Annotated in this window: 11 protein-coding genes; 2 read left to right on the top strand and 9 right to left on the bottom strand. The window is 71.6% G+C overall.

Going from position 1 to position 13,422, the window contains the following annotated elements:
- The first annotated feature begins 231 nt into the window (after positions 1–231).
- Complete coding sequence (locus OHT01_RS05475; RefSeq protein WP_328551977.1) at positions 232–765, top strand: flavoprotein; 534 nt, start codon at positions 232–234, stop codon at positions 763–765.
- Between the two features lie 109 nt (positions 766–874).
- Here the strand turns inward: OHT01_RS05475 and OHT01_RS05470 are convergent, their stop codons facing one another.
- The 4 genes from OHT01_RS05470 to OHT01_RS05455 all read right to left on the bottom strand — a co-directional run bounded on the left by OHT01_RS05470 (position 875) and on the right by OHT01_RS05455 (position 5,561).
- Positions 875–2,602, bottom strand: coding sequence for an ArnT family glycosyltransferase (locus OHT01_RS05470; protein WP_405915324.1), 1,728 nt, complete (start codon positions 2,600–2,602; stop codon positions 875–877).
- A 205-nt stretch (positions 2,603–2,807) separates the two neighbouring features.
- Positions 2,808–3,470, bottom strand: coding sequence for an HdeD family acid-resistance protein (locus OHT01_RS05465; RefSeq protein ID WP_328551976.1), 663 nt, complete (start codon positions 3,468–3,470; stop codon positions 2,808–2,810).
- 120 nt (positions 3,471–3,590) lie between these two features.
- Positions 3,591–3,794 (bottom strand): hypothetical protein, encoded by a 204-nt coding sequence (locus tag OHT01_RS05460; protein WP_328551975.1) that lies wholly within the window; start codon positions 3,792–3,794, stop codon positions 3,591–3,593.
- Positions 3,795–3,935: 141 nt separating this feature from the next.
- Positions 3,936–5,561: an MFS transporter gene (locus tag OHT01_RS05455; protein ID WP_328551974.1), complete on the bottom strand. Its 1,626-nt coding sequence runs from the start codon at positions 5,559–5,561 to the stop codon at positions 3,936–3,938.
- A gap of 257 nt (positions 5,562–5,818) precedes the next feature.
- On the opposite strand from OHT01_RS05455, the gene OHT01_RS05450 reads away from it, so the two are divergent.
- Positions 5,819–8,473, top strand: a complete 2,655-nt coding sequence (locus OHT01_RS05450) for a LuxR C-terminal-related transcriptional regulator (protein WP_328551973.1) — start codon at positions 5,819–5,821, stop codon at positions 8,471–8,473.
- Positions 8,474–8,516: 43 nt separating this feature from the next.
- Here OHT01_RS05450 and OHT01_RS05445 read toward each other — a convergent pair whose 3' ends face one another.
- From OHT01_RS05445 to OHT01_RS05425, 5 genes are all read right to left on the bottom strand, one after another.
- The gene (locus tag OHT01_RS05445) at positions 8,517–8,936 is read right to left on the bottom strand and encodes a DUF7144 family membrane protein (RefSeq protein WP_328551972.1); all 420 of its coding nucleotides are present in this window, start codon (positions 8,934–8,936) and stop codon (positions 8,517–8,519) included.
- A 241-nt stretch (positions 8,937–9,177) separates the two neighbouring features.
- Complete coding sequence (locus tag OHT01_RS05440; protein ID WP_328558032.1) at positions 9,178–10,488, bottom strand: alpha-glucosidase/alpha-galactosidase; 1,311 nt, start codon at positions 10,486–10,488, stop codon at positions 9,178–9,180.
- Between the two features lie 5 nt (positions 10,489–10,493).
- On the bottom strand, positions 10,494–11,582 hold the full coding sequence (locus OHT01_RS05435) for a carbohydrate kinase family protein (RefSeq protein ID WP_328551971.1): 1,089 nt from the start codon (positions 11,580–11,582) through the stop codon (positions 10,494–10,496).
- Between the two features lie 3 nt (positions 11,583–11,585).
- Positions 11,586–12,416: a carbohydrate ABC transporter permease gene (locus OHT01_RS05430; protein WP_328551970.1), complete on the bottom strand. Its 831-nt coding sequence runs from the start codon at positions 12,414–12,416 to the stop codon at positions 11,586–11,588.
- Positions 12,413–13,375 (bottom strand): carbohydrate ABC transporter permease, encoded by a 963-nt coding sequence (locus OHT01_RS05425; RefSeq protein ID WP_328551969.1) that lies wholly within the window; start codon positions 13,373–13,375, stop codon positions 12,413–12,415. Before OHT01_RS05425 ends, OHT01_RS05430 begins: the two co-directional genes overlap by 4 nt.
- Between the last annotated feature and the right edge of the window lie 47 nt (positions 13,376–13,422).

Genomic DNA, 13,422 nt, shown 5'->3' with positions numbered 1-13,422 from the left:
CGGGCTGCTGCTGGACCCGCACCGGACGAACGGCGGCGGAGGTCGGCGGCAGGAAGGCTTCGATCGTGAGCATGGGCCGATGTTCGGGCCACCGGACACGCCCACGCAACCGGTTTTCGGAACGGCCGTTCTGATCCGTGAGCGAGGTGCGGGGAAGACCTTCACCTTCGCCTTCACCGGGTGAGCCTTCCCTCCGGCGGGCGGGATCGGACCCTCACTAGTGTTTCCCGGATGAGCGAACCCACCGACAAGCCCTTCCTCTATGTCGTCGTCTGTGCCGCGGGCATCGCCGCGGACGTCGGCACGTTGATCACCGCGGCGCGGCGGCGGGGCTGGGAGGTAGGCGTCATCGCCACGCCCCAGGGCCTCGGCTTCTTCGACGTGGCGGCGGCCGAGGAGCTGACCGGCCGCCCGATCCGCTCCGCCTGGCGGGCCCCCGGCGACCCGCGCCCCTTTCCCGCACCGGACGCGGTGGCCCTCGCGCCGGCCACCTTCAACACCGTCAACAAGTGGGCGGCGGGCATATCCGACACCCTCGCCCTCGGAACACTGTGCGAGGCATACGGACTTGGCGTCCCGATCGCCGTACTGCCCTGTGTGAACGAGGCGTTGGCGGCTCATCCCGCCTACCGCGCGAGTGTCCAGCGGCTGCGCGGCATGGGTGTCCGCTTCGGTGACCCGTACGCGGGAGAGGTCCAACAGGACGGCGGGCGCATCGACTTCCAGTGGGAGCGGGTGCTCGATCTGCTCAAGTCCGGCGGGTGACGCCGGCCCGCACCCGCACCCGCACCCGCGACGCCGGGCCGGCTCGCACCCGCACCCGCACCCGCGACGCCGGGCCGGTTCGTGTACGGCCCGGTGGCGGCGGGTCGGCTCACGGTCTCCGGAAGAGGGTGATCGAGTGGCCGACCTCGTCGACCCTTCGGCTCGTGCGGATCAGGGCCTTGAGCCGGGCGTCCGCCTTGTCGATCGCGGTGTCGGACACGACGAGCAGCCCGTGCACGCGGCCGGCGGGCACCGTGCGCGGATCGGCCGCGTCGATGCCGTAGGCGGACGGCACACCGGCACCCTTGTACACGAGCCACACCTTCTCGTGCGGGTGGTCCGCCGCCAGCCGGTCGGCGAGCCGGCCCAGGTCCTGGCCCCAGTCGACGTTCGAGTCGTGCAGGCGGAGATACGTCTTCTCCGGGCCGCCGAACGCCTCGTTCGAGTACGGCAGGTAGTACGGGTACGTCAGCAGCGAACTGACGGCGACGAACAGGACCAGGGCCGCCGTGACGATCCCCGCCCACCCCGCCCACCTTCGGCGTCCGGCGACGACGCAGCCCGCCGCGACCGCGAGGAACACCGGCACGAACAGGGCGTAGCGCACGCCGAGATCGCGGGAGCCGGTCATCGCCGAGGCCAGCAGCAGTGCCGGAGGGACCAGGACGTACGGAGCGGCGGGCCGCAGCCGCCGTACGGCGAGCAGCGCGACCGAACCGGCCGCCCACAGCGCCGCCATGCCGATCGGGGTCTTCACCAGCAGCGCGGCCGGCAGGTAGTACCAGCGGGAACCCTGGTAGAGGTGGCCGAAGAGGAAGCCCTGCCAGTTGGCGTTCTCGAAGCCGAACTGGATCCGCATCCCGTCCCGGTAAGGCCGCGGCACCGGCAGGTGGTCGATGAGGAACGCGCGCAGTCCGTGCACGGCGGGCAGGTCCGCGGGCGTCGTCCAGCGCAGCCGGGGATCGACGGCCAGATAGGTCGCCCACACCACCGCGACCGCCAGCACGGCCATGCCCGCGGCCGACGCGGCACCGAGTCCGAGGAGCCGCGCCTTCGCCCGCGGGCCGCTCCACGGCGCCGCGCCGGGGGCGGGGCGGCCCGCGTGCCACACGGACACGACCGCGAGGAGCAGCACCAGCGGAACGGCCGGCAGCATGCTCATCTTCGTCGCCACCGCCGCGCCGAGCGCCGCGGCGGAGAGCGGCAGGTACAGGAACGGCCGCCGCCTGGCCCGCCACACCAGCCACACCGACGTCAGCAGGAAGCCCGACGCCGGCACGTCGAGCGTGGCCAGCGAACCGTGCGCGATCACGTCCGGCGAGAACGAGTAGAGCGACAGGGCCACCAACGCGCCCACCCGGCCCACGAGTTCACGGGCGAACGCGAGGACGGCCAGACCGAACAGCAGCGTCAGGACGATCACCGGCAGCCGCGCCCACAGCATGACCCGCCAGGGATCGTTGCCGGACTCGTACAGCACCTGCCGCCCGAGCTCCGTCTGGTCGCCCCTGAAGCCGGGGTCGAGGTGCGGATGGGCGAACAGCAGACCGCTCCCGATGATCAGTTTGCCCAGCGGCGGATGCTCGGGGTTGTACGTCAGGTCGTGCTGCTGGACGTAGACCGTCGCCGTACCCACGTACACGGGCTCGTCGATCGTCGGCGTCTGCTCCACGGCCGTACTGACCATGGCGACGGCCATCTGGGCCAGCAGCAGGACCACGGCCACGACGAACAGCGCCCGCCGGTGGCGCCGCAGCCGCTCGATGAGCCTCGGCGGCGCCACCGCGCCGCTCACCGGTACGCGGTCGTCGTGCCTGCTGGCCAGGAATGTCGGCATGCCCTTTGTTACGTCCGCTCCGTACGAGCCTGCTCATCGGCCGGCCCACGGATTCGGGTGCGCGTCGAGGCGCCGGCCGGATGATCCGGCCGGCGCCCAGGCAGGGGAGTCACGAGTATGCCCGGCCTTCCGCACAACTCAAGGAATCTCGGGCGGCTGTGTGCGAACAGCGGGACATACCCGGCCTCCTCCGCCTCGGCCTCCCTCAGTACGGGGAGGCCGGGTCACGCGGCCCGACCGAGACCGCCCTGCGCAGGGCGGCCCGCCAGGCGAAGGCCACGGCCAGCTCGACCAGGCCGATCAGCACCATCCACAGACCGAGCAGCCGGGTCAGGGCACGGGCCGACTCGGTCGGCAGGGCCAGCACCACGATGCCCGCGATGATGCCGATCGCCGCACCGCACAGGACGAAGCCCCGGTGCGGCAGGTCCCTGCTGGCGAGGGCCGTGTACCCGGTGAGCACGCCGGACACGAGCCAGACGACACCGAGGATCAGGGACAGCGCGGCGATGGTCTGCATCGGATTGCGCAGACACAGGACGCCTGCCAGCACATAGAGCACCGAGATGAGCAGGGCGGCGAAGCGGCTTCCCTGCTCCCGGTGGCCGAAGACCGACACGAAACGGAACACGCCGATCACGAGCAGATACAGACCGAGGAGGACCGCCAGAATGTGCAGGGTCTCCTCCGGCCAGACCAGGACCAGGATGCCGGGGATCAGCGTCGCCACGGCCGAGCCGAGGAGCCAGGTCCAGGACGCGCCGACGCGGTCCAGCAGTACCGCGGGGTCTCCCGGGGGCGCGGACGCCGAGCCCCCGGGCCCGGGTTCGGGTCCGGTGTGCGGTGCCGGACCATGCGAATCGGTCATGGCTCCTCCTCACGCGGTCGAGCGGACCATTGCCGGACCGCCGACGGGACGGTGGGTGGATTCCCGGCTTCCAGCCTCCCGTGCGCCCGCGTCCGGCGGGTCACCCCCGGCGGGTGATCCTCAAGGCTGTTCCGGCAGTTGGCGCATCTCCACGACCCGCAGCCCGAGCGACCGGCAGCGGGCCAGCAGCCCGTACAGGTGTGCCTCGTCGACGACCGGGCCGAACAGGATGGTCTGGCCGGAAATCAGCACGTGTTCCATCTCCGGGAACGCCTCGGACAGCGTCTCCGACAGATGTCCCTCGACACGGATCTCGTAGTGCATGTGGGGCTCCCCCCGGCGGGCGGCCTGGGGCAGGCGGACGGCCCTTCCCTACGATCATCCGGCGCCCCGCCCCGTCCGCCCTCACCCGCAACAGGTGAACCTCGGCCCGAGCCGCCGGCCCGAGCCGCGACCCTCGCGTGCTCACTCCTGTCCGAGTGAGCCGGCCGGGGTGCCCGTGCCGGTGGACTTCCGCCGGCCCGTCCGCCCTGTCGGCAGATGCGTCGTGACCAGGAAGCTGGCGAGCGTGATGCCGCCGGCGGCGAGGATCGCCGCCTTCAGCCCGTTGAGCTGCGCCGTCGCGTAGGAGTCCGTGACGGCGGCCACTTCGGCCGGCGGCAGCCCGGCCTCCTCGGCCGCCGAGCGCACCTCGTCGGTGGGGACGAAACTGATGCCCGCTTCGAGCGCGACGCCGGTCTGTTGGCGCGCCTCCTGCGACACATCCGGGTTCTTCGCCACCTGGGTGGTGAAGGCCTGCGCCAGGGCGCCGATGAGGATCGATCCGATGAGTGCCGTACCCAGCGCGGAGCCCAGATTCTGGGCGGTGAACTGGAGGCCGCCGACCTCGCTGCGCTCCTGCTCGCCGACGCTGGACTGCACCACGTTGCCCAACTGCGAGGCCAGCAGGCCCATGCCGACGCCCAGCAGGGCCATGGCCCCGGCGAACTGGGCGTCGTCGATGGCCGGCTTGATACTGGCCAGCAGCCACGCGATGGCTCCGAGCAGGGTCAGCAGGGCGAGTCTGACCACCTGGCGCGGACCCATCACCCGCCCCAGCCTGGACGCCAGTACGGACGCCAGCAGCATGGTGACGGACACCGGCAGCAGCCGCAGCCCCGTCTGGAAGGCGTCGAAGCCCTGCACTACCTGGAGATACAGCGGGATGGCGAAGAACAGTCCCAGCAGGATGAGGTTCTGGCTGAGCAGCGTCAGCAGACCGGAGCGCAGGGGGAGTTTGTGCAGCAGTGACAGATGGATCAGAGGGTCGGCGCCGTGCTCCTCGCGCCGGCGTTCCCACTTGGCGAAGACGGCCAGGACGAGCACGCCCGCGGCGACGACGAACAGCGTCGGAGCGAATCCGAAGATCGTGAAAGGCGGGTTGCGGGGCTGCACCCACCCCCAGGAACCGCTCTGGAGAACACCGAGCACGCCCAGGCCCAGTCCGGCCGCGGACAGGGCGGAGCCCACGCCGTCCAGTCGGGGGCGGGGATCGGGCCGGGGCGATTCGGTGATCGCCCGGCGGCACAGGAGCATCGCGACGACGACCACGACCTCGCCCGCGAAGACCAGGCGCCAGGTGAGGTACGTCGTCACATAGCCGCCCAGCAGCGGTCCGACCGCGATACCCGCTCCGGCGAGCCCGCCGATGACGCCGTAGGCGACGGCCCGGTCCCGTCCTCGGTAGGCCTCCGCCACGAGGGCCGCCATGGCCGGCAGCACCATCGCGGCACCGAGCCCCTCGATGACCGACCAGCCGAGCGCGAGAACCCAGACGGTGGGAGCGACGGCGGTCAGGGCGGACCCGACGCCGTAGACCATCAGCCCCATGATGAACAGGCGACGGCGTCCGAGGATGTCACCGAGCCTCCCGCCGGTGGCCATGAACGCCGCCATGACCAGGGCGTAGAGCGTGATGACGGCCTGGATGGCGGTGACCTCGGTGTCGAAGTCCTCGACCAACTGGCTGATGGACACGTTCATGACGGAGGTGTCCAGGACCATCAGGAACTGGGCCGTGCCGAGCACCATCAGGGCGCGCCAGTGCTTCACCGGTAACCACCTCATCGAGTCGGCCCGCGACGCTGGTGCGCCGAACAGTGGCGTCCGGCCTCTGCTCTGCTCCCATGAGACCCGAAGACGGGGCCTTCCGCCTCACCCGTCGCGGGCGACCGGAGCCTGCCTTGCGACTTCCGGCACAGCGGGTGACGATCAGTGTGCGGGGGTTGAGCCGGGGAGGGAACCGTGGACCCGGACCACATCGGATCGAACGCGTCGCCGCAGCCGAGAGATCGCGGAGGCAGGACCCCATGGCCGGGCTGCTGACCCCAGGTGGTGACCCCCTGCTCGCCGTCCGGTTCACCGTCCCGGACCTGACGGAGACCTTCGTGCGCAGGCCGCGCCTGGTCGGACGGCTCGCCGAGGGCGTTCAGGGCCCGTTGACCCTGGTGAACGGGCCGGCCGGCGCGGGGAAGACGCTCCTGGTGGCCCACTGGATCTCCACGATGGACCATCCGGGTGATGTGGCCTGGCTGACCGTGGAGCACGAGGACACCGGCCCCGGCATCTTCTGGACGTACGTCCTGGAATCCCTGCGACGCCACGGAGCGGCCGTTCCGGACGACATCGGCAGCCCCTCCAGCCCCGGCGACGTGGACCACTCCCTGCTGACCCGGCTCGCGGCCTGGCTGAGCGAGCGCGCGGACCCGGTGATCCTGGTGCTCGACGAGTTCGACCGGGTGGGAGCCTCCGCGGAGGTCGCCGACGAGCTCCAGTTCGTCCTGCGGCACGCGGGAGGCGGTCTGCGTCTGGTGATCGTCAGCCGTACGGAGCCGCAACTGCCGTTGCACCGCTATCGGGCGGCCGGAGCGGTGGCCGAGGTACGGGGCGCGGACCTGGCGTTCGTTCCGGGCGAGACGGCCGCCCTGCTCAGCCGGCACGACATCCGGCTGTCCGACGACGGCGCGCGGTCGCTGACGGAGTGGACCGGTGGCTGGGCCGCCGGGCTGCGGCTGTGCATCCTCGCGGCGCAGCACGTGGACGATCCGGACACCTTCATCAAGAACTTCGAGGCCGGCCAGTCCACGCTCGCGGACTTCCTGCTGGCCGAGGTGCTCGAAGCGCAGTCGGACGAGACACAGGACCTGCTCCTGCGTTCGAGCATCCTCGAACAGATCCACCCCGATCTGGCCAACGCCCTGACGGGCCGGGACGACGCGGAACCCATCCTGGCCGGGCTGCAGCACGCCAATGCGTTCGCCGAGGCCATCGGCCACTCGTGGTACCGGCTGCACCCCTTGTTCGCGGAGATCCTGCGGGTCCATCTGCGGGTACGCCATCCGGGTCTGGAGCCCGAGCTGCACCGGCGGGCCGCCCGCTGGCTGAGCGACGCGGGACTGCTGGCGGAGGCTCTGCCGCACGCGGCGGGGTCGGGCGAATGGGAGCTCGCGGCGGGTCGGTTCATCGACGAGCTGGCCATCGGGCAACTGCTGACGGGACTCGACGCCGAGCGCCTCGACGGGCTCTTCGCCGCCATGCCTCCGGACGCCGCCGGTCCGGCCGCGTGCCTGGTGCGCGCCGCCCGTGAACTGGTCCGCCACGACGTCGACCGGGGACTCGACTTCCTGCGCCGGGCCGGGGAGACCCTCACCGGCGAGGGCGCCGACACAGCGGCCCTGCGGCTGAGCCACGCGCTCCTGCGGGTGTTCGCCGCCCGGCTGACCGGCTCGTCCGAGCGGGCGGAGGCGGCGGCCGAGGACATGAGGGCGGCGGAGCTGCTGCTTCCGGCCGAGCGGCTGCAACAGCACCCGGAGCTGCCGGCCCTGATGCTCACGGACCTGGGATCGGCGCAGTTGTGGGCGGGACGGTTCGACGAGGCCCGGACCTCGCTGTCCGCCGCCGCACAGGTGGATGACGGACCCTCCACCGCCTACCCCCGGCACGAGTCGCTCAGCCGGCTCGCGCTGATCGACTTCCTGTGCGGCCGTCCGGGCCGCGCGGAGGGGCACGCGGGAGCGGCGGTCGCCGAGGCGGAGCGCTCCGGCCTGCCGCCCGCCGCCCGGACGGGGGTCGCCCAGCTCGTCCTGGCGGCGGTCGCCGTCGACCGTGACGACCTGGCGGCGGCACAGACGCACCTGGACCAGGCGACCGCCTCCGGGACGCCCTCGCACGATCCCGTCGCCATGGCGGGCCTCGCCCTGCTGCGGTCCCGGATGCTGCTGGCCAAGGGGCATCCGAAGGAGGCGCTGCGCGTCCTGGAGGAGCTGAGGCGTCCCCCGCACGGCGTCGAGCCCTCGCCGTGGGTCAGCGGCCGGGCCGGGCTGGCCATGTCCACCGCGTACCTGGCGCTGGGCGATCCGCTCGCCGCGACGGAGGTGCTGGCGGAGGAGGGAGCCGCCACCGGGCCGGAGGCCACGGCGGCCGCCGCCCGTGCCCGGCTCGCGACCGGCGACCGGGAGGCGGCACGCTCTCTCCTGGACGCGCTCCCGACCGAGCTGGACGAGGGGCCGGGCATCGCCGTCCGGGTGCTGCTGGCGCGGGCGCAGACGGCGGACGCGCTGGGCGACGACTCCACCGCCCAGCGGCTGGTGGCGCGGGCCCTGCGGCTGGCCAGGCCGGAGCATCTGCGGCGGCCGTTCGTGGAGGCAGGCCCCTGGCTGCGGACCTTCGTACGGCATCGGCCCGCGCTGGGCCAGGGCCATGAATGGCTCCCGGTGACGGCCGCGGTCCGGGGCACCGGACCGGGCCCGCGGCCCGATCACGCGCCGGTGACCGAACCGCTCAGCGAGCGCGAGCAGGAGGTGCTGGAGCGGCTGGCGCAGATGATGTCGAGGGACGAGATCGCCGCCGACCTGCATCTGTCCGTCAACACGGTCAAGACCCACCTCAAGAGCGTCTACCGCAAGCTCGCCGCCACCCGTCGGGGCGAGGCCGTACGACGGGCCCGCGACCTGCACATCCTGTGAGCCGCGGACCCGTCCCGTGCTGTCCCGCAGTCGTTGCCGCCGCCTACTCGGTGTCCGTGTCCGGACCCGCGACGCAGAGCGCCCAGATGACGAATCCGTACAGGGCTATCAGCGTCAGCGACCAGACGGGGTAGTACGGGATGGACAGGAAGTTGGCGATGATCAGCAGCGCCGCGATGCCCACGCCGATCACGCGGGCCCAGGTCGCCCGCGAGAACAGGCCGAGGCTCACGACCACGGCGACCGCGCCGAGCGCCAGGTGGATCCAGCCCCAGCTCGTCAGGTCGAACTTGAAGACGTAGTTCGGGCTGGTGACGAAGACGTCGTCCTGGGCGATCGCCATGACGCCCCGCAGGATGTCGAGGACGCCGGAGACGAACAGCATCACCGAGGCGAAGACCATCAAGCCGCCGGCCGCCGTCATGGTGGTCCTGGAGTGCGGGTGATGCTGGGTGGTTGCCATGGCAGAACCTCCGTTGCACGGGCTGCGACCGCAGCCACTCACCGAAAAGCCTGCGACACACGGGCCCCTCCGGCCTCACCCCCTGGGGGTGACGATGAACGGACCCCGCCCCTTGCCCCGGGACCCTGGCTTCGTCCCACGGCCGGGACTCCGGCTTCGTCCCCGTGTCAGGCCCGCGGCCCCACCGGACCGCGGCCCCGGCCCGGTCCCTGTCCCGGGCCGAGAGCCGCGGGCCGCGGGGTCAGTGGCCCAGCAGCACCCTCAGCTCGGGCTGGAGCAGATCGCCGTGAGCCCGTACCAGGTCGTCGCACAGGTCCCAGATGCGCTCGACGGGCAGGGCGGCGGCCGTCGCGGGGTCGGCCATCGCGGCGTGCCGCACATGGCGCGGCTCGTTGTCGGTGGCGGCACGGACCACCAGGTCGTTCACGGCGATGTACGCGCTGTTCAGTGCCGCACACTGAGGCGGCAACGCGCCGACACGGGTCGGCCGTATTCCCGAAGCGTCCGTCTGGCAGGGGACTTCGACGACCGAGTCCGCCGGGAGATTGTCGATCAGCCCGCGGTTGGGCACATTGCCGTAGACCGTGCGCGGCGTACCGGTGAGGGTGCTGTGGATGATCTGCGGCGCGTACTCCAGGGTGCCCTCGACGTGGAGGGGCGCCCCGGCGGCGAGCGCCTCGCGGGTGCGCCGGTAGCTGGCCGCGTTCTCCTCGATGATCTCCAGATAGGCGCCCACGGGCAGCCTGAGCCGCTCGATCTCGCTGTCGTGGTGGAGGTACCAGGGCACGTACTCCGAGGAGTGCTCGCTCGTCTCGGTGGGGTAGTGCCCGAGGCGGCGGTACATGTCGAAGCGGACCCGGCGCAGCAGTCCGGGGTCCTGGGCGACGGCGTCGTCCAGGAAGGGGTGGAGGTCCTGGCCCGCGCGCTCGAAACGCAGCACCCACGCCTGGTGGTTGACCCCGGCGGCCAGATAGGTGACCTCCTCGAAGGGGACGCCGACGATATGGGCGAGGTCGTGCATCGTCCAGTACACCGAGTGGCACAGGCCGGTGACGCGCAGGGCCGGGGCGATGCGGCTCAGGTACAGGACGTTCATCGCCATGGGGTTGGTGTAGTTCAACAGCATCGCGTCCGGGCAGAGTTCGGCCATGTCGGAGGCGAGGGAGCGCAGCACGGGGAAGGTCCGCAGTGCCCGGAAGATGCCACCGATGCCGAGGGTGTCGCCGATCGTCTGGCGCAGTCCGTAGCGGGCCGGGATGTCGAAGTCGGTGCGGGTCGCCCCGTCCATGCCGACCTGGATGATGTTGATGACGAAGTCGGCGTCCTCCAGGGCCGCGCGGCGGTCGAGGTGCGCGGTGATCGTGGGCTTGGCGCCGCGGACGCCCGCGATGTACCGGGCGGCGCCCTCCGCCGTGGCCAGCCGCTCCGGGTCGATGTCGTGCAACGCGATCCGCACGTGCGCGAGTTCGGGGAAGGTGAACAGGTCGGTCAGCAGTCCCTGGGTGAACACCACGCTCCCGGCTCCGATGAAGGCGATCTTCGCGGTGGTGATGTCGTTCACGAACGGCTCCTGGTGTCGCGGGTGCTGGGGGATGACGAAATTCCCTTTTCTGCGGGGGAGTTCGAGGAGTTCGGGTGGTCCGGGTGGTCCGGTGAATTCGGGGTGTCCGGGGTGGCCGGGTTGTCCGGGCCTGCCGGTACGTCCGCGGAGTGCGCGCCGGCCGCGGCGCGTGCCTCGTCCCACGTGGGCTGTGCCGCCGTACCGCCGGACGCCCGTGTCGACAGCGAACCGCAGGCGGCGGCCACGGCGAGCGCGCCGCGCAGGTCGAGCCCCCGCAGGATCGCGGCGACGAATCCGGCGTCGAAACTGTCGCCCGCGCCCACGGTGTCCACCGGCTCGACGGACGCGGCCGGCGCGCGCGACAGGAGTCCCCCCGCGCAGGCGAGGGCGCCGTCCGCGCCGTCCTTGACGACGACCGCCGGTCCCCGGCCGGCCAGGACGGTGGCCGCCCGGAGCAGGTCGCGCTCCCCGGCCAGCGCACGGGCCTCGGCCGCGTTCGGCAACAGAAAGTCGGTGAACTTCATTACTGGGTCGAGGAGTTCGCGGTCCCAGCGCCCCGCCGGATCGTCGTTGGTGTCGAGCGACGTCGTCGCGCCCGCCTCCCGCGCTCGGCCGAACACCGAGGCCAGTGAACGCGCCAGACGGGGCATCAGGAAGAAGGAGGCCGCGTGCACATGCCGGGAGGCCGCGATCAGGTCGGCCGGTACGTCCTCGGGGCCCGTCGCCGTCAGGCAGCCCGGCGCGGTGAGGACCGCCCGGTCCCCGTCCCCGGCCGTGACGACCGTCGTGAGCGGTGTGGGCAGGACCGGGTCCGTGACCAGGAAGCCGACGTCGACACCGCGCCCGGCGAGCGCCTCGCGCACGAAGGCACCCGCGGGATCGTCCCCGACGCGGCCCGCGAACGCGACCCGCAGTCCGAGCCGCGCCGCCCCGCACGCCATGATCGCGGCGGAGCCGCCCAGCACCAGCCCGGCCCGCTCGACGAGCTGTTCGCGCTGCCCGAACTCCAGCGGACCGTGCAGCGGGCCGATCACGACGTCCGGGTTGGCGTCGCCGACGACCAGGAGATCGAAGGTTCTCATCACGTCCTAGCCCTTCAGACCACTCGAAGTGAGCGACTGGACAAAGGTCTTCTGTGCCAGCAGGAACGCGACCAGGACGGGCAGCACGGTGATCACATTGCCCGCCATCACCGCCGACCACCGTGTGTGGTGCTGCCCCTGGAACGTCGTCAGACCGAGCTGCAGCGTGTACTGGGTGTCGTGGTTGATCGCGATGAGCGGCCAGGACAGGTCGTTCCAGGTGCTCAGGAACGTCAGGACCGCGACCGTGGCCAACGCCGGCCGGGCCAGCGGCAGCACGATCGAGAACAGCACCCGCAGCCGCGAACACCCGTCGATCCAGGCGGCCTCCTCCATCTCCCTGGGCAGGGCGAGGAAGAACTGCCGGAACAGGAAGACCGCGAACGGGGTCACGAGCGACGGCACGATCAGCGCGCCGAGCGTGTCGATGAGACCCAGCTCCTTCATCACCAGGAAGGTCGGGATCATCGTGAGCTGGAACGGGATCACCATCGTCGCCAGCATCAGCCCGAGCAGCGCCCGCGACCCGGCGAACCGCATCCGTGCGAAGGCGTAGCCGCCGAGCGCCCCCAGCAGCAGATTCGAGCACACGGCCGCGCCCGCCACGATCAGCGAGTTGGCGAACCAGCGGGGGAACATCGCGTTCCCGAGCACATACCGGTAGCCGCCCAGGTCGATGCCCTTGGGCCACAGCGCGGGCGGGAACCGGTTGATCTCCGGGTCGGACATCACCGAGCTGAGCGCCAGCCACACCAGCGGCAGCGCGAAGCACAGGGTCAGCGGCGCCAGCAGCAGATGCCAGCCGCTCGGCCTCCGGGAAACGGCGGGTGCGTTCATCGGACCGCTCCTTCGATACGTCCCTGGCGGCGCCGTGCGAGGTGCAGCGCCCCGCCCGCCACCAGCAGGGCGAGGGCGAGGACGTACGCGGCCGCTGCCCCGTAACCCGCCGTGAACATCTGGAACGCCTGCTGCCAGACGAAGTACACGACCACGCCGGTCGAGCCGAGCGGGCCGCCCTTCGTCGTCACATAGATGAGGTCGAACACCTGGAGCGCCGTGATCAGTTGCCACAGCAGCAGGAACACGGTCACCGGTGTGAGGGTCGGCACGACGATGTGCCGCAGCACCCGCCAGCGGCCCGCCCCGTCGATCCGGGCGGCCTCCACGAGTTCGGGCGGCACGTCCTGGAGCGCGGCCAGGTAGACGACGACACAGAAACCGACACCGCTCCACAGCGAGATCAGCACCAGCAGATAGATCGCCTGGTCGGGGTCGGTCAGAAAGCCCTGCGGGGAGAGCCCGACCTTGTGCAGCAGCGAGTTCGCGACCCCGAACTCCGGATCGAGGATGAACGAGAACAGCACCCCCTGCGCGGTCGCCGACACCACGAACGGGACGAAGACCAGCGTGCGGTAGAGGCCGATGAACCGGATACGGCGGTTCAGCGCCAGGGCGAGCGCCAGCCCGCCGACCAGGCTGAGCGGCACGTACAGGGCGGTGTACAGCAGCGTATTGCCGACAGCCGTACGGAAGTTGGGGTCCTGGAACAGGGCCCGGTAGTTGTCGAGGCCGACCCAGCGGCCGGGGGTGACCAGATCGTCGGCGCGGAAGGAGAGCAGCAGCGACCAGAGGACGGGCACGATGCTCAGACCGAGGATCACGACGACCGCCGGGCTGATGAACGACCAGGCGGTGGCCGTCTCGCGACGATTTCGGCGGCGGGCGGCGCGCCGTGCGGCGGCCGGGACCGGCGCGGCGCCGGGTGCGAGCGTGAGGGCACGGGGAAGGGTGGACATGACGGCCTCCTTCAGCTGGAAGTCAGCTGGGAACGTCTGAAGTCGAG

It is taken from the genome of Streptomyces sp. NBC_00358 (assembly GCF_036099295.1).
GTDB lineage: Bacteria > Actinomycetota > Actinomycetes > Streptomycetales > Streptomycetaceae > Streptomyces.
The sequence above is the reverse complement of the archived record's forward strand: the minus strand, read 5'-3'. Positions and strand labels throughout refer to the sequence as shown.

Bases quoted from the DNA above. Each gene is read 5' to 3' on its own strand.
- OHT01_RS05430 (WP_328551970.1), bottom strand. From the start codon at position 12,416: ATGAACGCACCCGCCGTTTCCCGGAGGCCGAGCGGCTGGCATCTGCTG.
- OHT01_RS05460 (WP_328551975.1), bottom strand. From the start codon at position 3,794: ATGCACTACGAGATCCGTGTCGAGGGACATCTGTCGGAGACGCTGTCC.
- OHT01_RS05470 (WP_405915324.1), bottom strand. From the start codon at position 2,602: ATGCCGACATTCCTGGCCAGCAGGCACGACGACCGCGTACCGGTGAGC.
- OHT01_RS05425 (WP_328551969.1), bottom strand. From the start codon at position 13,375: ATGTCCACCCTTCCCCGTGCCCTCACGCTCGCACCCGGCGCCGCGCCG.
- OHT01_RS05465 (WP_328551976.1), bottom strand. From the start codon at position 3,470: ATGACCGATTCGCATGGTCCGGCACCGCACACCGGACCCGAACCCGGG.
- OHT01_RS05445 (WP_328551972.1), bottom strand. From the start codon at position 8,936: ATGGCAACCACCCAGCATCACCCGCACTCCAGGACCACCATGACGGCG.
- OHT01_RS05450 (WP_328551973.1), top strand. From the start codon at position 5,819: ATGGCCGGGCTGCTGACCCCAGGTGGTGACCCCCTGCTCGCCGTCCGG.
- OHT01_RS05475 (WP_328551977.1), top strand. From the start codon at position 232: ATGAGCGAACCCACCGACAAGCCCTTCCTCTATGTCGTCGTCTGTGCC.